Origin of the sequence: Nonomuraea sp. GTA35 (genome assembly GCF_041950525.1) — a bacterium.
GTDB lineage: Bacteria > Actinomycetota > Actinomycetes > Streptosporangiales > Streptosporangiaceae > Nonomuraea.
Genome location: NZ_JBGNUV010000023.1, coordinates 1 through 20,292 on the forward strand (window position 1 = coordinate 1; position 20,292 = coordinate 20,292).

A 20,292-nucleotide genomic window follows, 5' to 3' on the forward strand; every position below is an offset into this window, starting at 1 on the left:
GCCGCCCTGAACCTGCGCCGCCTGATCAACCTCGGACTCGCCCACGCTCAGGGCACCTGGACGCTACAGCCGGCCACCGGCTGAGGCCATCCAGCGGGCAACAACCCAGGGCCGCTTCACCATCAAAACCTCGATCGCCAGACCCTCAGCCCGTGATCCATCACGCCAGCAACATCTTCAGAGGGGTCCTAGGCGCGCGGCCCGTACGCTGCACGCGATCCCCCCGATAGGAAGATGTCCGGCCATCCTGGTGTTGAATGTTCGGAACCCGTACACCCGGACGAAAGGATCGACTGTGCCCACGATCGGTGTGCTCGCCCTTCAGGGAGACGTGCGCGAGCATGTGCGCATGCTCCAGGAGGCAGGCGCCACGGCCGCCGCCGTGCGCCGTCCCGCCGAGCTGGACGCGGTCGACGCCCTGGTCATCCCCGGCGGCGAGTCGACCACGATGTGGAAGCTCGCCGAGACCTTCGACATGCTGCAGCCGCTGCGCCTGCGCGTCAAGGAGGGCATGCCCGCCTACGGCTCCTGCGCCGGCATGATCATGCTGGCCGACCGGATCGAGGACGGCATCGCCGGGCAGCAGACCATCGGCGGCATCGACATGGTGGTCAGGCGCAACGCCTTCGGCCGCCAGGTCGACTCCTTCGAGTCCGACCTCGACTTCGCCGGGGACCGGGTGCACGCGGTCTTCATCCGGGCTCCCTGGGTGGAATCCATCGGCGCGGACGTCGAAGTGCTGGGCAGGTGCGAGCCTGGGGATAGGATCGTCGCGGTCCGTCAAGGGCCGTTGCTCGCTACGTCGTTCCATCCCGAGCTCACCGGGGACGTACGCGTGCACCGTTACTTCGTAGACATGGTGAGGGAGCTCTAGGTAATGTCCGGCCACTCCAAATGGGCGACGACGAAGCACAAGAAGGCCGCGCTCGACGCCAAGCGCGGCAAGCTGTTCGCCAAGCTCATCAAGAACATCGAAGTGGCGGCACGGACCGGTGGCCCTGACCCGGACGCCAACCCCACCCTCTTCGACGCCATCTTCAAGGCCAAGAAGAACTCCGTGCCCAACGACAACATCGAGCGGGCGCGCAAGCGGGGCGGCGGCCTGGAGGCGGGCGGCGCCGACTGGCAGACGATCATGTACGAGGGTTACGCGCCCGGCGGCGTCGCGGTGCTCATCGAGTGCCTCACCGACAACCGCAACCGCGCCGCCTCCGAGGTGCGCGTCGCGCTCACCCGCAACGGCGGCTCGCTGGCCGACCCCGGGTCCGTCTCGTACATGTTCAACCGCAAGGGCGTCGTGATCGTGCCCAAGGCCGACGGGCTCGACGAGGACACCGTGCTGATGGCCGTGCTCGACGCGGGCGCCGAGGAGGTCAACGACCTGGGCGACACCTTCGAGGTCGTCTCCGAGGCCGGCGACCTGGTGCCGGTGCGCAAGGCCCTGCAGGACGCCGGCATCGACTACGACTCGGCCGAGTCGAGCTTCCTGCCGACGATGAGCGTGCCGCTCGACGAGGAGGGCGCCAAGAAGGTGTTCCGCCTCATCGACGCGCTGGAGGACAGCGACGACGTGCAGAACGTCTTCGCCAACTTCGACGTCTCCGACGAGGTGCTGGCGGCGCTCGACTAGCGTACGGACGCGATCGCGAGGGCCCGGCCACCGCCGGGCCCGTCCGTTTTCGTGCCCGGATCGGCGCATACCGGGCCGCATCGCCACCACGCCCGCGCAACGCGTTTCTTCGCGTGCGAGAGGGCCCGCGGCAGCGTAGGGTCTGGCGACGTGACTTCCCCCACCCCTCCTCAGGCCAACGTCCCACCCGCCCTCGGCTGGCTGCTCGCCGTGCCCGCGCTGCTCGGCGCGCTCATCACCCTGGTGCTGCCGACCGCGCAGACGATCTGGCTCAGCTTCCAGAGCGGCGGCGTCCTGCGGGAGAGCGCCTACGTGGGGATGGCGAACTACAGCGAGCTGCTGGGCGGGGGCGACTTCTGGCGGGCGCTGGGGTTCACGCTCTCGCTGACGGTGATCCCGCTGCTGGTGGCCGTGGTGGTGGGGCCGCTGCTGGCGCTGGCGCTGGACCGGGCCGGCACCTGGCCGCGGCGGGCCGGGCGGGTCGTGCTCTCGCTGGCCGTCGTCGCCTTCTCGCCGGTGGCGGTCGCGGGCGCCTGGCTGCGGGGGGCGATGCCGCACGCGTCCGGCCTGGTGACGCTGGCCGAGGGGCTGCGTGAGCCCGCGACGGCGCCGGGAACGTTCCGGCTGATCGTGGCGGCGGCCACGTTCGGCGTCGTGTGCGCGCTGGCCGTGATCGCGTTCCTGCCCGCCCTGCGCGGCGGCACCCCAGGCCCCGCGACGCTCGTCGTCGCGGTGCTGGTGGCGCTCTCCGTGGTCGCCGTGGGGCTGCAGACGTTCTCGTTCGGGCTGGTGCTCACGCGGGGAGGCCCTCAGCGGGCCACAGAGACGCTCGCGGGGCTGCAGTACGACTACGCCTTCCGGCTGGCCGAGTTCGGGCCTGGGGCGTCCGTCGCGGCCCTCACGGGGGTGATCCTCGGCGTGCTGGGGATCGTCGCCACGGTCGTCGCGGTGGCGGCCCGGCTCCGCATCACGCTGACGCCGCGCACCACGTCCCAGGAAGAGACCGGCACCCCGTACCCGCAAGGGACGGGCACCTCGCATCCGTACGGGACCGGCATCCCGCATCCGCAGGGAACAGGCATTCCGCACCCGCAGGGAACAGGCATTCCGCACCCGCAGGGGGCGGGCGCCCCGCAGCCGCACGGGACGGGCGCCCCAGCCTCGCAGGAGACCGGAACCCCGGTCCCGGTCCCGGAGAAGACGGACACTCCGGCCCCGGCGCCGCCCGCGTCCGCCGGGATGGCGGTGGCCGGCGTCGTCGCGCTCGTGCTCGTCGTCGCGATCGCCCTCGTCCTCACCTGGCCCTGGATGGACGGCGTGCTGGCCTCGCCCGCCACCCCGGCCGGAACCCTCACCGCCCAGATCAACACCTGGGTCCCCGCCGTCGCGGGAGCCGTCGTCTCGGTCGGCGTGGCCTACCTGGCGGCGCTCGGCATCGGCGGCCTGCGCCCGCTCGGCCGGGCCAGCGAGTGGCTGCTGCTGCTCTTCGCCCCCTGGCTGTTCGTCGGCCCGGGCCCGCTCGCCGTCGCCAACTGGCAGAACGTCCACAACCTCGGCCTCATCGACTCCTTCCCCGCGCTCATCCCGCCCCTCCTGATCAGCGTCCCCGCGCTGCTCGTGCTCACGCTCCTGTGCAAGGGCCTGGCCGAGCGGGCGGGCGGTGACTTCTTCGGCGGCGTGCTGTTGCCGTCGCTCCCCATGGCGGGCATCCTCGCCGGCGCCGTCGCCCTGATGAACGCCCACGACCTGCTCTGGCCGATGCTGGTCGTCCAGAAGCCGGACCTGTTCACCACCCCGGTCGCGCAGGTGAACCAGCTCGCCGGCTACACCGCGACCACGCCCGACGTGGGCGCCGCCACGCCGCTGGCCGTGGTCGCCGTCGTGCTGGCCGCCCTGGCGGCCGCCCAGCTCCTGTATCTCGACAGGCTCGCCATCCGGACAAACAGCTCGCACGTTCGCACACCGCCTGCGTAGGGTGGCCGCTTGTGGACATTCGCGACCTGACTACCGAAGACCTCGACGACGTTCTCGACCTGCGCAAGCGCTCCTTCGGCCCGCTGTCGGCCGACGACAGGGAGAAGTGGCGCAAGGCGGTGCTCCCGGCGCTGGGGGAGGGGCGTTACCTGGGCGTGTTCGACGGCACGCGGCTGGCGGCGGCGGCGCGCCTGCGCAGGTTCACGCAGTGGTGGCACGGCAAGCCGCAGCCGATGGCGGGCGTCGCGGGCGTCACCGTCAGCCCGGAGGACCGCGGGCGCGGCCTCGGCACCCGGATCATGCGCGCGGTCATCGGCCGCGCCGTCGAGCTCGGCGACGCGGTCTCCGCGCTCTACCCGGCCACCACGGCGATCTACCGCGGGGTCGGCTTCGAGCACGCCGGTGCCCAGCACAACGTGCGCCTGCAGGCCGAGTCGCTGCGCGGCATCCGCCCGTCGGGGCAGGTCAAGCTGCGCAGGATGGGACCGGGCGACGCCGCGGAGCTGATGTCGGTGCTGCACCGCGTGCACGGCGCGGCCCGTTCCAGCGGACCTGTCTCCTGGGACGAGGACACGTGGAACGTGTGGCTCGCCGACGAGGACGACTTCCTCTACCTGGCCGACGACGGCTACGCCATCTACCGGTGGAAGGGCGACGACATCGAGGTCGAGAACCTCGTCGCCGCCTCGCCCGAGACCCTGCGGGCCCTGTGGTCGATGGTCGGCAGCGCGTCCACGATCGCCCGCGAGGTCGTCGCCTCCGTGGCGCCGGACGACCCGGTGCTGTGGCTGCTGCCTGAGCGTACGCGGGAGCGCGTCCAGCAGGTGCGGTGGATGTTCAGGGTGCTGGACGTGGCCGCGGCCGTCGAGCGGAGGGGTTACCCGGCGAACGCGGCCTGCGAGGCCGTCGTCACCGTCGACGACCCGATCAGGGGCGGGGGCACGTGGCGGCTGGACATCTCCGGCGGATCCGGCACGGCCACGCCGGTCGAGGCGACCGGCGTCACGCTCTCGGTGAACGGCTTCTCCGCCCTGTACGCCGGAATCCCCACCCGAACCCTTCGCCTCGCCGGTCTCATGTCCGGACATGACGGCTACGACCAGGCGCTCGACGCGGCCTTCGCCGCCAAGCCGTACATGCTCGACTACTTCTGACCCCCGCATCCCGCTGCACGCCCACCCCGGCCGGAGTAAAGTCTCATGCCGAACAGATGTTCGGCGACGGGAGGGTGGGGCCGGTGCGGGTGATGGGCGTCGATCCAGGGCTGACCCGGTGCGGCCTCGGTGCTGTCGAGGGGCGCCCGGGCGCACCGCTGAGCCTGGTGGCCGTCGGGGTGGTGCGCACCGGGGCCGACGAGGAGCTCGGCGCCCGGCTCGTCGGCATCGAGGCGGGCATCGAGCGCTGGCTCGACGAGGTGCGGCCCGACGCGGTGGCGGTGGAGCGCGTCTTCAGCCAGCACAACGTACGCACGGTGATGGGCACGGCCCAGGCGGCGGGCATCGCGGTCCTCTGCGCGGCCAGACGCGGCCTCCCGGTGGCCCTGCACACCCCGTCGGAGGTCAAGGCCGCGATCACGGGCAGCGGCACGGCCGACAAGAAGCAGATCGGCGCCATGGTCACCCGCCTGCTGCGCCTCGCCGAAATGCCCAAACCCGCGGACGCCGCCGACGCCCTCGCCCTGGCCATCTGCCACGTCTGGCGCGGCGGCGCCCAACACCGCCTCGCAGAGGCCCTGGCCCGCGCCCCCCGCAGAAACCCCGCCCGATGACACGCGGCCACGCACCCCGCCCACCTCTCGGCGCCACACCGGCGTCCGGCGGCACGGAGCCGGGCTCCGCGGTGCAGAGGGGCGCCAGGCTGAGCCGCGCAGTGGGCGACGTGAGCCCACAGCCGCGCCCGCGCCCTGGGGGACGAGCCACGCCCCCTGCGCCAGGCGACTGCGTGACCGCACGACTGCGGCCGCGACTGCTCGACCGCGCGCCGCAGCCGCGCGACTGCACGACCGCGCGGCTGCGACTGCGTGACCGCGCGACCGCGGCCGAGACTGCGCGACCGCGCGACACGATCTGGCACGACCCGACCTCCACCACACGATGCAGGACCACTGCCAAGCCCACCCGAGGGCCACACGGGCCGATCTCACCCCAAGCGCCCACACGGGCCGACCCCACCTCAAGCGCCCACACCGGCCGAACCGCAGGGGGCCGCCACACGGGCCGAGCCGGCCCGCTGGGTCGCGTGGTCGCGCGCTCAGGCGGCGAGGCGATCGGCACCGGTGATCGGCCACGGCGATCGGTGCCCACGCGTTCGGCACGGCAAGCCAGAGCCGCCTGGAGCGGTCGCAGCGCGTGGGCGCGCGAAACAGCCACGCAGGATGCGTTGTGGGCCGTGGAGCGCGGCGTGAGTGGGCTCCACGGCGCGAAGTGCGCTATGACAGGAGCCGGTGATGGAAGCCGAACCGTGGCGGGGCCGATGACAGGAGGACGGTTGTGATCGCGTCGGTGGCGGGCAAGGTGACCGCGATAGCGCCGGACGGCGCCGTGATCGAGGTGGGCGGCGTAGGCATCCTCACCCACTGCACCCCTGGCACCCTCGCGACCCTCAGGATGGGCGAGCAGGCGCGCCTGGCCACCTCGCTGGTGGTGCGCGAGGAGTCACTCACCCTGTACGGCTTCGCCACCGACGACGAGCGCGCCGTGTTCGAGCTCCTCCAGACCGCCAGCGGCGTCGGCCCCAAGCTGGCCCTGGCGATGCTCGCCGTGCACACGCCCAACACGCTCCGGGTCGCGGTGGCCAGCGCCGACGTCAAGGCGCTCACGCAGGTGCCGGGGATCGGGCAGAAGGGGGCGCAGCGCATCATCCTGGAGCTGAAGGACCGGCTCGGCACGCCCGAGGAGGCCGTCAACGCCGCACTCAACGGGGAGCGGCGGGTGGCGGTGTGGCGGGAGCAGGTCCACTCCGGGTTGGTGGGGCTGGGCTACTCCAGCAAGGACGCCGACGAGGCGGTCGCCGTCGTGGAGCCGGACGCCGAGGCCGAGATCGCCGCCGGCCGCCAGCCCCAGGTGGCCGCCCTCCTGAAGGCCGCCCTCCGTTCCCTGAGCGTCCGATGACCCCCTCCCTCCCCGCGTGCGCCCCGCCCGCGATGGCCGGCGATGTGCGCGGCAGGGTCGCGGGTGTCGCGCGCGGCACCGGGGTGAGGGATGCGGGCCGCAGGGTGACATCTTCGGACCCCGGAGCGCGGCACCCCCACCATGACGGCTCCGCCCCCTCGGCCTACCAGGCGCCGGCGTCCACAGCCCTCACCACGGGACCGGCGATCACCCCGCCTCGCGGCGCACCGGCGATCACCCCGCCTCGCGAAGCACCGACGTCCCCGCGGCGTCGCGCAGCGGCGACGCTCACACCGCCTTGCCGCGCACCGGTGGTCGTGCACCACGCGGTGACCGCCGCGCGGGGCCGCCGATCACCCACCGACGTCCGAATGCAGACCCGAGAGCGCAGGGAGAGGAGGTGCGGGCGTGGGACTTGAGCGGGAGGAGATCCTTTCGTCCACGGCCGGAGGCGACGACCTGCAGATCGAGGCCGCGCTCCGGCCCAAGCGCCTCAGCGAGTTCATCGGCCAGGGCCGCGTGCGCGAGCAGCTGTCGCTGGTGCTGGAGAGCGCCCTGCGCAGGCAGAGCCCGCCCGACCACGTGCTCATGAGCGGCTCCCCCGGTCTCGGCAAGACGACCCTGGCCATGATCATCGCAGCGGAGCTGAACGCCCCGCTGAGGATCACCTCGGGCCCGGCGCTGGAGCGTGCCGGCGATCTGGCGGCGATCCTGTCCACGCTGGCCGAGGGCGAGGTGCTGTTCATCGACGAGATCCACCGGATGGCCAGGCCGGCCGAGGAGATGCTGTATCTCGCGATGGAGGACTTCCGGGTCGACATCGTCGTCGGCAAGGGCCCGGGCGCCACCGCCATCCCGCTCGACATCGCGCCGTTCACGCTGGTCGGCGCCACCACGCGGGCGGGGCTGCTGCCGGCGCCGCTGCGTGACCGGTTCGGGTTCACCGCCCACATGGACTTCTACGAGACCGCCGAGCTGGAGCAGGTGCTGCGCCGCTCGGCCAAGCTGCTCGGGGTGGGCCTGCCGGACGACGGCGCGCACGAGATCGCGCGGCGGTCCCGTGGCACGCCGCGAATCGCGAACCGGCTGCTGAGGCGCGTGCGCGACTTCGCCGACGTGCGGGCCGACGGCGTGATCAACCGCGACATCGCCGCGGCGGCGCTGAACCTGTACGAGGTCGACGGCGAGGGGCTCGACCGGCTCGACCGGGCGGTGCTCGGCGTGCTGCTGAAGAAGTTCGGCGGCGGCCCGGTCGGCCTGTCCACCCTGGCGGTGGCCGTGGGGGAGGAGCCGGAGACGGTCGAGGTGGTGGCCGAGCCGTTCCTCGTACGGCAAGGTCTGCTGGCCAGGACCCCGCGCGGCCGGGTCGCCACGGCGGCGGCGTGGGTTCACCTGGGGATGACACCACCACCAGATGCGTTCGGAGCGTCACTTTTCGAGTGATCACAGATCGGTTGCAACCGTTTCATTATGGGAACTTCCCCGCGCGCCGGAACGCTGCCTCGTTGCCGCGTTTCGCAACAAGCGCCTACACTCCGTGGCTTGGCTGGCTGTGTAGGCTGACGGGCTGAGCGGCGCGGCCCGACGCAACGCACGGAATTTCCGGCGCGAGGCCGGTGTCAACTTCTTGTACGACAATGGAAGGTCGCCCCTTATGGACATGGGACAACTCGGAAGCATCCTGCCGCTGATCCTTCTGGTGGTGGTGTTCTACTTCCTGCTGATCCGCCCCCAGCGCAAGCGCCAGCAAGAGGCGATCCAGATGCAGAACTCGCTGACGCCCGGCACCCGGGTCATGACCACGACGGGCCTGTTCGGTACCGTCGTGACGGTCGACAACGAGGACGTCGTCCTCGAGGTCGCGCCGGGCATCGAGACCCGCTGGGTGAAGGCCGCGATCGGCCGGGTCGTCGCTCCCGGCGACGCCCCGGTCAGCGACGACGAGTCGGCCGCTGACCAGGTCGAACTCGATGAAGAGGGCAAGAAAGGGTCCGAGGCCACCGTAGAGCGCGACGGCGACCAGGGCTCCAGTACCAAGCAGTCCTGACTAAGCTCTGCGACAAACCTCTATCCGAAAGAACTGACGACCAGTGGCCCGACCGACCAGCCGCCACAGCCGACCGGGGCGTACGCTCCTCGTGCTTCTGGCGCTCATCCTCGCCCTGGGCGGGACGATGTTCCTGCAGCAGGCGTACACGCCGAAGCTGGGACTCGACCTCGCGGGCGGCACCACGGTGACTCTGACTCCCGTGACCCAGAACAACGCGTCGCCGCCTGAGGAGATCCTCGACCGCGCGGTCAACATCATCCGCGACCGGGTCAACGGCACCGGAATCTCCGACGCCGAGGTCGCCAAGTCCGGCGACAACATCATCATCTCCATCCCGGGCGTCGGTCAGAACGAGGCCATCAAGCTGGTCGCGACCACTGCGGAGCTGCGCTTCCGCCAGGTGCTCGCCGTGGCGGCCACGCAGGCCCCGCAGGATCTGGCCACCAACGCGCCGACGCCGGGCAGCACGCCCTCGGGGTCGGCCAGCCCGTCGGCCAACCCCTCCACGTCGCCGACGGCCCAGCCGTCCACCCAGCCGTCGTCCTCGCAGTCGATCACGACGCCGAGCGCCTCCCCGACGGGCAAGGCGCTGTCGTCGGCGCTGACCGCCCCGACGCCGGCGGCCTCGGCCCCGGCCCAGGGCTCCGCGGACCCGTCGGCCAAGCCGGCCACGACGCAGAAGACCGGACAGACGGGCCAGGACAGCAAGACCCAGACGGCCCAGGACGGTAAGACCCAGACGGGCCAGGACAGCAAGACTCAGACCGGCCAGGACGGCAAGAACCAGGAGCAGGGCGGCAAGAAGGGGCAGGAGGCCAAGACCTCCCCGACGGCCAAGGCCAGCCCGAGCGCCCAGCCGAGCACGCCTCCCGCGCAGGACCCCAACGCCGGCATCGACACCACGGGCATCGACCCGGCGGTGCTCCAGCAGTTCAACAAGCTTGACTGCGCCAACCCCGCCAACCGCGGCCAGGGCGTCCAGGACGACCCGGCCAAGCAGTACGCGGCCTGCGAGACCGACGGCAGCTACAAGTACGTCCTCGACGTCGCCAAGGTCGTCGGCACCGACATCGACACGGCCTCGGCGGGCGTCCGCCAGGGCACCACCGAGTGGGTCGTCCAGCTCGACTTCAAGAGCAAGGGCGCCGGCGAGTGGGGCAAGCTCACCACCACCGCCTACAACTCGCCCGAGCCGCGCAACATGGTCGCGGTCGTGCTCGACGGCGTCGTCATCACCGCCCCGGTCATCCAGAGCCCGATCCCCGGCGGCCGGGCCGAGATCACCGGCGGCTTCGACCAGCTCAGCGCCACCAACCTGGCCGACCAGCTCAAGTACGGCGCGCTGCCGCTGAAGTTCAACCGCAGCTCGGTCGACACGGTCTCCTCGACCCTGGGCCAGGACCAGCTGGAGGGCGGCCTGATCGCCGGCATCATCGGGCTGGGGCTCGTGGTGCTCTACTGCCTGCTCTACTACCGGGGCCTGGGCATCGTGGCGGTGCTGAGCCTCGTGGTGGCCACGATCATCACGTACACCTCGGTGGTCGTGCTCGGCCACAACGCCGGCTTCCGGCTCTCGCTGCCGCACATCATCGGTTTGGTGGTCTCGATCGGTATCACCGCCGACTCCTTCATCGTGTACTTCGAACGTATTCGTGATGAGATGAAGGAAGGTCGGCGGACGCTTCGCGCGGCCGTCGAGGTGGCCTGGGTTCGTGCCCGGCGCACGATCCTGATCGCCGACGCCGTCATGTTCATCGCCGCCATCGTGCTGTACTTCCTGGCGGTGGGCGGTGTGGCCGGGTTCGCGTTCGCGATGGGCCTGACCACGCTGATCGACATCGTGGTGGTGTTCCTGTTCACCAAGCCGTTCATCGCCCTGCTGGCGAGGATGAAGTTCTTCGCCAAGGGGCACCCGCTGTCGGGTCTCGACGCCGAGCGCATGAGCGAAGTGTCGTCCACCGGCCGCACGACCACTCCGCAGGAGGCCTGAGATGGGACTTGCGCGTCGCCTCTACCGCGGCGAGATCGACGTCGACTTCGTCGGCAAGTGGCGGTTGTGGTACAGCCTGTCCGGCCTGCTGCTGGCCATCTCGCTGGCCGGTCTGCTGGTCAACGGCCTCAACCTCGGCGTCGAGTTCAAGGGCGGCACGATCTTCTCGTTCAAGGCCACCCAGACCTCCGTGCAGGAGGTCCGCGAGTCGGTCCTCGACGAGGGCGTGCACCAGGTGATCGTCCAGCAGGCCGGCACCGACGGCTGGCGGGCGACCACGGAGAGCCTGTCGGAGGACACCAGGGTCCAGGTGCAGAGCGCGATCGCCAAGGACTTCAACGTCCCGGTCGATCAGGTCAGCATCCAGGCCATCGGCCCGTCCTGGGGCGGTGAGGTGTCGCAGAAGGCGTGGATCGGCCTGGCCGTGTTCATGCTGGCGATCATCCTGTACCTGTCGATGGCGTTCGAGCCGAAGATGGCGCTGGCCGCCATCGTCGCGCTCATCCACGACCTCGTCATCACGGCCGGCATCTACGCCTGGTCGGGCTTCGAGGTCACGCCCGCGACGCTGCTGGGCTTCCTGACCATCCTCGGTTACTCGCTCTACGACGCGGTCGTGGTGTTCGACATGATCAAGGAGGTCACGGCCAAGCTGGGGCACACGTCCAAGCAGACGTACTCGATGGCCGCCAACAACGCGCTCAACCACACGCTGATCCGGTCGCTGAACACCTCGCTGGTCGCGATCCTGCCGGTGGCGGCGATCCTGTTCATCGGCACCACGGTGCTCGGCGCGGGCACGCTGAAGGACCTGTCGCTGTCGCTGTTCGTCGGCATGATCGTCGGTACGTACTCGTCGCTGTGCGTCGCCACGCCGCTGCTGGTGACGCTGAAGGAGCGTGAGCCGAAGTACCAGGCCATCGCCAGGCGCCTGGCCTCCACGGGAGGTGGCGGCAAGGGGTCGAAGGGCTCCAAAAGCGCGGCGGTAGCCAAGGGTTAGCCGCCGCAGGTCCCCGGCCTGCACACGTACGGCGCCCTCGCCCCGCAACGGGGCGGGGGCGCCGTTCGCGTGCGGCCGGGGCCGGACAGGGCCCGGTACGCACGGGTGCCGGAATGCACCATCATGGACCCCGGCAGACGGCCGGTGGAGAGATGCGAGGGAAACGCCAATGACCGAGCTGAGCACGCTGATCCTGGACCGGATCAGGGATGTGCCCGACTATCCCAAGCCCGGGGTCATGTTCAAGGACATCACCCCGCTGCTGGCCGACCCGGTCGCGATGGCGGCCGTGGTGGACGAGCTGGCCGGGCTCCACCAGGTGGACAAGATCGTGGGCATCGAGGCGCGAGGGTTCATCCTGGCCGCGCCGGTGGCCTACCGGGCGGCGGCGGGGTTCGTCCCGGTGCGCAAGAAGGGGAAACTGCCCGCCGCGACGCTGGAAGAGTCCTACGATCTGGAGTACGGCTCCGCGACCATCGAGGTGCACCGTGACGCGTTCGCGCCCGGTGACCGGGCGCTCATCGTCGATGATGTGCTGGCCACGGGAGGCACCGCGAAGGCGGCCGTGGAGCTGGTGGAGAGGGCCGGAGCCGAGGTCGTCGGCATCGCCGTGCTGATGGAGCTGGCCTTCCTCAAGGGACGTGAGCGGCTGACGGGGGTGGACTTGCACTCCCTCGTGATCGTCTGAGCCCGGCCCGCGACGGTCCACGTTCGCCACCTGGATACACTGGGGGGATCTGGACTCGAAACGTGAGGAGCTTTGCGTGGGGAGTCAGTGCGGGAGGAGTCTGAGTGCCCCGTGATGTGGTCGTGCCCGACGTAACCGATTCTGGCAGCGCCGAGGCGCCCGGCGTGCCCGCGGTGCGTCGACGGCGGTTTGGGGGTGGGGCCATGAATCCGGTGCTGGAGCCGCTGTTCCGCACGGTCAGGGCCACCCATCCCAAGGCCGATCTGCGGCTGATCGAGCGCGCCTACGACGTGGCCGCCTACCACCACCGTGACCAGAAGCGGAAGTCGGGCGATCCGTACATCACGCACCCGCTGGCCGTGGCGACGATCCTGGCCGAGCTGGGCACCGACGACGAGACGCTGTGCGCGGCCCTGCTGCACGACACGGTCGAGGACACCGCCTACAGCCTCGACGAGCTGCGCGGCGACTTCGGCGACACGATCGGGTCCCTGGTCGACGGCGTCACCAAGCTCGACAAGGTCAAGTTCGGCGACGCCGCGCAGGCCGAGACCGTGCGCAAGATGGTCGTGGCCATGTCGCGCGACATCCGCGTACTGATCATCAAGCTGGCCGACCGCCTGCACAACATGCGCACCATGCGCTACCTGCCGGAGCACAAGCGCCACCAGAAGTCGCGCGAGACGCTGGAGATCTTCGCCCCGCTGGCCCACCGCCTGGGCATGAACACGATCAAGTGGGAGCTGGAGGACCTCGCGTTCGCCATGCTCTACCCCAAGCGGTACGACGAGATCGCCCGCATGGTGTCGGAGCGGGCGCCGCGCCGCGACCTGTTCCTGCAGGAGGTCATCGAGAAGGTCCACGGCGACCTGCGCGAGGCGAAGATCCGCGCGGTGGTGAAGGGCCGGCCGAAGCACTACTACTCGGTCTACCAGAAGATGATCGCCAGGGATGTCGCGTTCGACGACATCTACGACCTTGTGGGCATCCGCGTGCTGGTCGACAGCGTGCGCGACTGCTATGCCGCGCTCGGCACCATCCACGCCAGGTGGAACCCGGTGCCGGGGCGCTTCAAGGACTACATCGCGATGCCCAAGTTCAACATGTACCAGTCGCTGCACACCACGGTGATAGGTCCCGAGGGCAAGCCGGTGGAGCTGCAGATCCGCACCCACGCGATGCACCACAGGGCCGAGTACGGCGTGGCCGCGCACTGGAAGTACAAGGAGGAGGTCGGCGCCCCCGGCCCCACGGGCAAGGTCAAGCCGGGCAGCGACATGGCCTGGCTGCGCCAGCTCCTCGACTGGCAGAAGGAGACCTCCGACCCGGGCGAGTTCCTGGAGTCGCTGCGGTTCGACCTGTCGGTCTCCGAGGTCTACGTGTTCACCCCGAAGGGCCAGGTCATCGCCCTGCCCGAGGGTGCCACGCCGGTCGACTTCGCGTACGCGGTGCACACGGAAGTGGGGCATCGCTGCATCGGGGCCCGGGTCAACGGGCGGCTGGTGCCCCTGGAGTCGCGGCTCGGCAACGGCGACACGGTGGAGATCTTCACCTCCAAGTCGCCGGACGCGGGGCCGTCGCGCGACTGGCTGAAGTTCGTCAAGTCGGGCCGGGCCCGCAACAAGATCCGGCAGTGGTTCTCCAAGGAGCGCCGCGAGACCGCGATCGAGGCGGGCAAGGAGGCCATCGGCCGGGCCATGCGCAAGCAGGGCCTGCCGCTGCAGCGGCTGATGTCCGGCGAGGCGCTGCTGGCGCTGGCGCGCGACCTGCGCTACCCCGACGTGTCCGCCCTGTACGCGGCCGTGGGCGAGGGGCACATCGCGGCCCAGGCGGTCGTGCAGAAGCTGGTGGCCTCGATCGGCGGCGTCGACAGCGCCGAGGAGGACATCGCCGAGACCTCGCTGCCGACGCGGCTGCGCGGCCGTCCCCGCGGCGGTGGCGGCGCCGGCGTGGTGGTGGCGGGCGACGCCGACGTCTGGGTACGCCTGTCGAAGTGCTGCACCCCGGTGCCCGGCGACGAGATCGTCGGCTTCGTCACCCGGGGCCACGGCGTGTCGGTGCACCGGGCCGACTGCACCAACGTGCAGCAGCTCAAGTCGCAGCCGGACCGCCTGGTGGAGGTGAGCTGGTCGCCGAGCGACGACAGCGTGTTCCTGGTGGCCATCCAGGTGGAGGCGCTCGACCGGCCGCGGCTGCTGTCGGACGTCACCCGTACGCTGTCGGACCAGCACGTCAACATCCTCAGCGCCTCGGTGACGACGTCGCGCGACCGGGTGGCGATCAGCAAGTTCACCTTCGAGATGGGCGACCCGAAGCACCTGGGCCACGTGCTCAAGGCCGTGCGCAGCATCCAGGGCGTGTTCGACGTCTACCGGGTGAGCGGCGCGGGCGGCTAGTGCTGGCGCAGGTCGGGCAGGTTGACCACGACGGCCTCCTGCGTGCTGCGCGCGATCACCACGACGGCCTCCTGTGACGGGTCGGGGTTCTCCTCGCGGTGCGGCACGTACGGCGGCACGAACACGTAGTCGCCGGGCCCGGCGTCGATGCGCCTCTCCCGCCCGTCCTCCAGGAACACGAACGACGGTGTGCCGCTGACCACGTAGATGGCCGTCTCGCAGGCGCCGTGGTGGTGGTCGGTGGAGCGGGTGGCGGGGGCGACGTGGGTCTGCCCCATCCACAGCCTCGACGAGCCGGCCGTGGCGCCGCTGATGGCGGCCAGCCTCCTCATTCCGCCGCTCTGCGCCGTTTCGCCGGAGAGCGCCTGTGAGGGCACGTGGCGCAGCGGCTGGTGGAAGGGGTCACCCTGGGCGCGGTAACCCTCCCAGAGGCGCCCTCCGGCCCGCTCAAGGACGTCCGTGGCCACCGCGGCCAGCCTGGCCGGGTCGTCGCGGGCGGCGAGCAGCTCATCGGCCAGCCTCGCATCGTGGGCGCGCAGCTCGCGCAGCAGCCACTTGCCGTTGCCCTGCCACGCCCGCCCCACGCCCAGCGCCGTCCGCGCGGTCGCCTGGACGACCTCCCAGCCGATGAACGCCCGCTCGCCGGGGTCGCTCGCGCCCGACAGGTCGTCCAGCAGGTCGGACAGCACGTGCCTGAAGCGGTCGGCCTGGCCGTCCGTGAGCCCGGAAGGGCCGTCCGCGAGGCGGTCGGCCAGCTCGCCCTGCAGGTCGCTGGCCCTGCCGCCCGTCCTGTCGGTCACCACCGCGCCCTCGGCGCAGATGCGCGCCAGGACCGGCCGCCGCTGCTCGAAACCGTTGTCGATGTAGACGGCCAGGCTGGTCTCGCTGTGCGCGAACAGCTCCACCGGCCACTCGTGCCAGCGCAGCGTCTCCCGGTACGGGGCCGCCAGGCCGTCGAGCACCACCACCACGTCGAGGTCGGAGGTGCTGGTGCGGCGCTCGGTGAGCACGCTGCCGCCGACGAAGGCGTACAGGGCGCCGGGGAAGAGCTCTTCGACGAAGGCACGCGCGGCCGCGACGGGGTCCATGCCCGCCAGCCTAGATCCCGGGCCCCGTCGCGCGCCGCCCGATCGGCGACGGCGGCCCGGGGGAGAGTCCTGGCCGGACTCCTTGCTGAACCCCTAGCTGAACCCCTAGCTGAACCCCTAGCTGAACTCGGTGAGCGTGCGCTCGGCCTCCGCCAGCCACGAACGGCGGGCGATCAGGGCCTCCTCGGCCTCCTTGACGTCCTTCGCGCGCCCGGCGGCCTGCGCCTTGGACAGCCGCTTCTCGAGCTGCTCGATCGAGGTGCGCAGCTGGTCCACCGTGCTCTGGGCGCGGGCCCTGGCCTCGGGGTTGGACCGCTTCCACTCGGCGTCCTCGGCCTTGCGCACGGCCTCGTCGACCTTGCGCAGCCCGCCCTCCAGCCGGTCGCGCTGCTCGCGCGGCACGGGCCCGGCGGCCTCCCAGCGCTCCAGGATGTGCCGCAGCGTCGCCCTGGCCGTGCGCACGTCGGTGATCGGCAGGAGCTTCTCGGCCTCGGCCAGCAGCACCTCCTTGACCTCCGCGTTGGCGGCCAGCGAGGCGTCACGTTCGGCGAACACCGCCGAACGGGCCTGGAAGAACTGGTCCTGGGCGGCCTTGAAGCGCGCCCACAGCTCGTCCTCGGCCTCGCGGGAGGCCCGGCCCGCGTTCTTCCACTGCTGCATCAGCTCGCGGTAGATCGCCGCCGTCTGGCCCCAGTCGGTCGAGTCGGCGATCGCCTCGGCCTCGGCGACGATGCGCTCCTTGGCCGCGCGAACACCCTCGCGCTGCTCGTCCAGACCCGCGAAGTACTGCTTGCGCCGCTTGGCGAACGCCGTGCGCGCGGCCGACAGCCGCTTCCACAGCGCGGCCTCGGTGACCCGGTCGATCCGGTCGGCGGCCTTCCACTCCTCGACGAGCTGGCGCAGCCGCTCGCCACCCGACTTCCAGTGGGTCGTCTCCTCCGCGATGCGCTCGGCCTCGCCGACGATCCGCTCCTTGACCACCCTGGCCTCGGCCCGCGCGTGCTCGCGAGCGGCCTTGACCTCCTCGCGGCGCTGCGCGACGAGCTCGGTCAGGCCGTCCAGCCGCCGGGTCAGCGCGTCCAGGTCGCCGATGGCGTGCGCTTCGGAGACGGCCTCGCGCAGCTTGGTGATGCTCGCCTCGGCCTGCGCCGGAGCCAGATCGGTGCCCCTGACACGCTGTTCGAGCAGCTGCACCTGACCGGCCAGCTCGTCGTACTTGCGATGGAAGTAGGCCAGTGCCTCTTCGGGTTCACCGGCCTGCCAGGAGCCGACGGCCCGCTCTCCCTCAGCCGTACGCACGTAGACGGTGCCGTCGTCGTCTACCCGGCCCCACGGGTCGGTGCTCACCGTGTCCTCCCGCACTATCCATCAGACCCTTCGGGACTACTTCGTCCCTAGTTTGTATTACGTCAGCTCTTGCCGGCGATTGTCACGTCTTTGATTTCGACGGTTTGCTTCGGTGCTCCAGTCCCATCTCCCATGGCGCTAGGGATGTTGCCTGCTTTGTTCACCTTGTCCAGGATGTCGAGCCCCTTGGTGATCGTACCCACCGGTGTGTAATCCGGGGTGAGCCCGATGTCGCCGTAAACCAGGAAGAACTGGCTGCCCGTGCTGCCCGGGGCCTGCGTTTTGGCCATGGCCATCACGCCGCGCTTGTACTGGGCGCCCTGCAGGTTCTCCTCGGCCATGACGTAGCCGGGGCCGCCCTGGCCGTCGGTCTGGTTCTTGCCGTCGGCCTTGGCCGTCGGGTCACCGCACTGCAGCATCGGGAACTGGTCGCCGCCGAGCCGGTGGCACTTGCTGCCGTCGTAGTAGTTCTTCTCCGCCAGGAACTCCAGCGAGTTCGTCGTGCACGGCGCCTTGGCGTTGTTCAGCTCGACCACGATGTCGCCCAGGTTCGTCTTGAACGTCATCGTCTTCGTGGCCGGCTCGGTCTTGACCTTCGCCGGCGGCATGCCGACGTCCTTGACCGTGCCGCCGCCGGTGTCCTTGACGTAGTCGCACGTGCCCGTCTTGGCGTCGTACGGCTTGGGCCCCGTGCTCGCCGACGCCTGGGCGGTGTCGGCGGGTGTGGCCGAGGCCGACGGCGAGGCCGCCGCCTCGGTGCCCGTGTCGTTGCCGCCCAGCAGCGCGACCGCGGCCACGATGCCTCCGACCACGATCACGACGCCCACGGTGGAGCCGATGATCGCCGTGCGCTTGGCCTTCTGCTCGCGCTCGATGCGGCGCTGCATCTGCCGCTCGTAGTGCTCGCGCGCCAGCTGCTTCTGCCGGTCCTTCCCCGTGGCCACCGCTTTGCCTCCCATAGTCAATCAACTGAGGTGGGCGAATCGTATCGGCCAACGGGTAATGATTCGCAGCCCGGCGACCCGCACCGGTACCCTTCGGTTACATTCCCATTGGCTTTTCGACGAGATCACCTGAGGCAGATGCTCATCGCAGGCTTCCCCGCAGGGGCCTTCCAGACCAATTGTTACGTCGTCGCGCCCGCGGCCGGCGAGGAGTGCGTGATCGTCGATCCAGGTCAGGACGCGACCGAGGGCGTCGACGAGCTGCTGCGCGAGCACCGGCTCAAGCCCGTCGCGGTCCTGCTCACCCACGGCCACCTCGACCACGTCTGGTCGGTGGCCCCCGTGTGCGGCGCGCGCGACGTGCCCGCGTGGATCCACCCCGACGACCGCCACCTGCTGAGCGACCCCGCCGCGGGCTGGTCCGACACCAGCGCCTCGCTGTTCGGCGGCATCACGCTGAGCGAGCCCGACGACGTGCGGGAGCTGTCCGACGGCGCCGTGCTCCAGCTCGCGGGCCTCGAGCTCGTGGTCGACCACACGCCCGGCCATACCAGGGGGTCGGTGAGCTTCCGGCTGCCCGGCGACGAGATCATGTTCTCGGGCGACCTGCTGTTCGCCGGCTCCATCGGCCGCTCCGACCTCCCCGGCGGCGACTACCCGACGATTCTGCGCAGCCTGGCTACCAAGTGTCTGCCGCTGCCTGACGATACGGTCGTCCTGCCGGGCCACGGACCACAGACCACGATCGGCCGCGAGCGCGCGACCAATCCGTACCTCAAGGAAGCAGCGCCGCACGCCGGTCCCACACGAGGGATCTAATGACTTTCCAAGCACCCAAAGGCGTCAAGGAGTACGTCCCACCGCAGGCGTCGACGTTCTACGCGATCCGCGGGGCGTTCGCGGAGACGGCCAGGCGTGCCGGCTACTCCTACCTGGAGACCGCGGTCTTCGAGGACACGCAGCTTTTCGCCCGCGGCGTCGGCGAGTCGACCGACGTCGTCAGCAAGGAGATGTACACCTTCACCGACCGCGGCGGCAGGTCGCTGACGCTGCGCCCGGAGTTCACCGCGGGCGTGCTGCGCGCGGTCCTGGAGTACGGCCTGCACCGCGGCCAGCTCCCGGTCAAGGTGTGGACGGACGGGCCGGTCTTCCGCGCCGAGGCGCCGCAGGAGGGCCGCTACCGCCAGTTCTACCAGCTCGACCTGGAGGCCATCGGCAGCGAGGACCCTGCGGTCGACGCCGAGACCATCGCGCTGGCCTGGAGCTGGTACACCTCGCTCGGCCTCACCCAGGTCCGGCTGCTGCTCAACTCGCTGGGCTGCGCCGAGTGCCGCCCGGTCTACCGGGCCAGGCTGCAGGAGTTCCTGCGCGGGCTCGACCTCGACGAGGCCACCCGCGCCCGCATCGAGATCAACCCGCTGCGGGTGCTCGACGACCGCCGCCCGGAGGTGCGCGCGCAGCTCGAGGACGCGCCCCTCATCGGCGACCACCTGTGCCCCGGCTGCAAGGCCTACCACGACCGCGTCAAGCAGCTCCTGGCCGATCTGGACATCCCGTGGGAGGACCAGCCCCGGCTGGTACGCGGCCTCGACTACTACACGCGCACCACGTTCGAGTTCGACCACCCGCTGCTGGGCGCCCAGTCGGGCATCGGCGGCGGCGGCCGCTACGACGGGCTGTCGGAGGCCATCGGCGGGCCGCGCCTGCCCGGCATCGGCTTCGGCCTCGGCCTCGACCGCACCGTCATCGCCCTGGAGCGCGAAGGCGTGAGTCTCGACGTCCCCGCCCGCTGCGAGGTGTACGGTGTGGCGCTGGGCGACGAGGCGGCGCGGGCGATGTTCAAGCTCCTGAGCGAGCTGCGCGCGGCCGGTGTCGCCGCCGACATGGCTTTCGGCGGCAAGGGGCTCAAGGGGGCGATGAAGGGGGCCGACCGTTCCGGCGCCCGCTTCGCGCTGATCCTGGGCGAGCGCGACCTCGCGGCCGGGGCCGTGCAGGTGAAGGACCTGGCCACCGCCGAGCAGACCGAGGTGCCGCTGGGCCAGGTCGTCGACGTCTTGAAGGGAAAGGTGTTGTGA

General features: G+C 70.9%; 17 protein-coding genes. 14 read left to right on the top strand and 3 right to left on the bottom strand.

Going from position 1 to position 20,292, the window contains the following annotated elements; all coding sequences use genetic code 11:
- The first annotated feature begins 295 nt into the window (after positions 1-295).
- From pdxT to ACBJ32_RS54455, 12 genes are all read left to right on the top strand, one after another.
- A complete protein-coding gene (gene pdxT, locus ACBJ32_RS54400) occupies positions 296-874 on the top strand; it encodes a pyridoxal 5'-phosphate synthase glutaminase subunit PdxT (protein ID WP_357876153.1) in 579 nt (192 codons plus the stop codon).
- A 3-nt stretch (positions 875-877) separates the two neighbouring features.
- Positions 878-1,630 (top strand): YebC/PmpR family DNA-binding transcriptional regulator, encoded by a 753-nt coding sequence (locus ACBJ32_RS54405; RefSeq protein ID WP_225267051.1) that lies wholly within the window; start codon positions 878-880, stop codon positions 1,628-1,630.
- A gap of 150 nt (positions 1,631-1,780) precedes the next feature.
- A complete protein-coding gene (locus tag ACBJ32_RS54410) occupies positions 1,781-3,604 on the top strand; it encodes a hypothetical protein (RefSeq protein ID WP_375133565.1) in 1,824 nt (607 codons plus the stop codon).
- Positions 3,605-3,615: 11 nt separating this feature from the next.
- Positions 3,616-4,758: an enhanced intracellular survival protein Eis gene (eis, locus tag ACBJ32_RS54415; protein WP_375133566.1), complete on the top strand. Its 1,143-nt coding sequence runs from the start codon at positions 3,616-3,618 to the stop codon at positions 4,756-4,758.
- An 83-nt stretch (positions 4,759-4,841) separates the two neighbouring features.
- Positions 4,842-5,372 carry a crossover junction endodeoxyribonuclease RuvC gene (gene ruvC, locus ACBJ32_RS54420; protein WP_357876593.1) on the top strand — a complete coding sequence of 177 codons (531 nt, stop codon included), beginning with the start codon at positions 4,842-4,844 and terminating at the stop codon, positions 5,370-5,372.
- A gap of 721 nt (positions 5,373-6,093) precedes the next feature.
- Entirely contained in the window at positions 6,094-6,714 is a 621-nt protein-coding gene (gene ruvA / locus ACBJ32_RS54425) for a Holliday junction branch migration protein RuvA (RefSeq protein ID WP_375133567.1), read from the top strand.
- A gap of 408 nt (positions 6,715-7,122) precedes the next feature.
- Positions 7,123-8,157, top strand: a complete 1,035-nt coding sequence (gene ruvB, locus ACBJ32_RS54430) for a Holliday junction branch migration DNA helicase RuvB (RefSeq protein ID WP_357876145.1) — start codon at positions 7,123-7,125, stop codon at positions 8,155-8,157.
- Positions 8,158-8,368: 211 nt separating this feature from the next.
- Positions 8,369-8,761: a preprotein translocase subunit YajC gene (gene yajC, locus ACBJ32_RS54435; protein ID WP_357876143.1), complete on the top strand. Its 393-nt coding sequence runs from the start codon at positions 8,369-8,371 to the stop codon at positions 8,759-8,761.
- Between the two features lie 91 nt (positions 8,762-8,852).
- The gene (secD, locus tag ACBJ32_RS54440; protein WP_375133568.1) at positions 8,853-10,754 is read left to right on the top strand and encodes a protein translocase subunit SecD; all 1,902 of its coding nucleotides are present in this window, start codon (positions 8,853-8,855) and stop codon (positions 10,752-10,754) included.
- Between the two features lies 1 nt (position 10,755).
- Entirely contained in the window at positions 10,756-11,754 is a 999-nt protein-coding gene (gene secF / locus ACBJ32_RS54445) for a protein translocase subunit SecF (RefSeq protein WP_357876139.1), read from the top strand.
- Positions 11,755-11,923: 169 nt separating this feature from the next.
- Positions 11,924-12,442, top strand: coding sequence for an adenine phosphoribosyltransferase (locus ACBJ32_RS54450; RefSeq protein ID WP_357876137.1), 519 nt, complete (start codon positions 11,924-11,926; stop codon positions 12,440-12,442).
- A 203-nt stretch (positions 12,443-12,645) separates the two neighbouring features.
- Positions 12,646-14,838 (top strand): bifunctional (p)ppGpp synthetase/guanosine-3',5'-bis(diphosphate) 3'-pyrophosphohydrolase, encoded by a 2,193-nt coding sequence (locus ACBJ32_RS54455; RefSeq protein ID WP_225267040.1) that lies wholly within the window; start codon positions 12,646-12,648, stop codon positions 14,836-14,838.
- Here the strand turns inward: ACBJ32_RS54455 and ACBJ32_RS54460 are convergent.
- The 3 genes from ACBJ32_RS54460 to ACBJ32_RS54470 form a co-directional block, all read right to left on the bottom strand.
- Entirely contained in the window at positions 14,835-15,926 is a 1,092-nt protein-coding gene (locus ACBJ32_RS54460; RefSeq protein ID WP_375133569.1) for a cupin domain-containing protein, read from the bottom strand. The two genes, ACBJ32_RS54455 and ACBJ32_RS54460, sit on opposite strands and share 4 nt — an antisense overlap.
- Positions 15,927-16,043: 117 nt before the next feature.
- Complete coding sequence (locus ACBJ32_RS54465; protein WP_357876133.1) at positions 16,044-17,273, bottom strand: DUF349 domain-containing protein; 1,230 nt, start codon at positions 17,271-17,273, stop codon at positions 16,044-16,046.
- A gap of 62 nt (positions 17,274-17,335) precedes the next feature.
- Positions 17,336-18,217 carry a peptidylprolyl isomerase gene (locus ACBJ32_RS54470; RefSeq protein WP_375133570.1) on the bottom strand — a complete coding sequence of 294 codons (882 nt, stop codon included), beginning with the start codon at positions 18,215-18,217 and terminating at the stop codon, positions 17,336-17,338.
- Positions 18,218-18,355: 138 nt separating this feature from the next.
- On the opposite strand from ACBJ32_RS54470, the gene ACBJ32_RS54475 reads away from it, so the two are divergent.
- Both ACBJ32_RS54475 and hisS read left to right on the top strand, forming a co-directional pair.
- Positions 18,356-19,036, top strand: coding sequence for an MBL fold metallo-hydrolase (locus tag ACBJ32_RS54475; RefSeq protein ID WP_253741785.1), 681 nt, complete (start codon positions 18,356-18,358; stop codon positions 19,034-19,036).
- Positions 19,036-20,292 (top strand): histidine--tRNA ligase, encoded by a 1,257-nt coding sequence (gene hisS / locus ACBJ32_RS54480; RefSeq protein ID WP_375133571.1) that lies wholly within the window; start codon positions 19,036-19,038, stop codon positions 20,290-20,292. The genes ACBJ32_RS54475 and hisS overlap by 1 nt, the downstream gene beginning before the upstream one ends.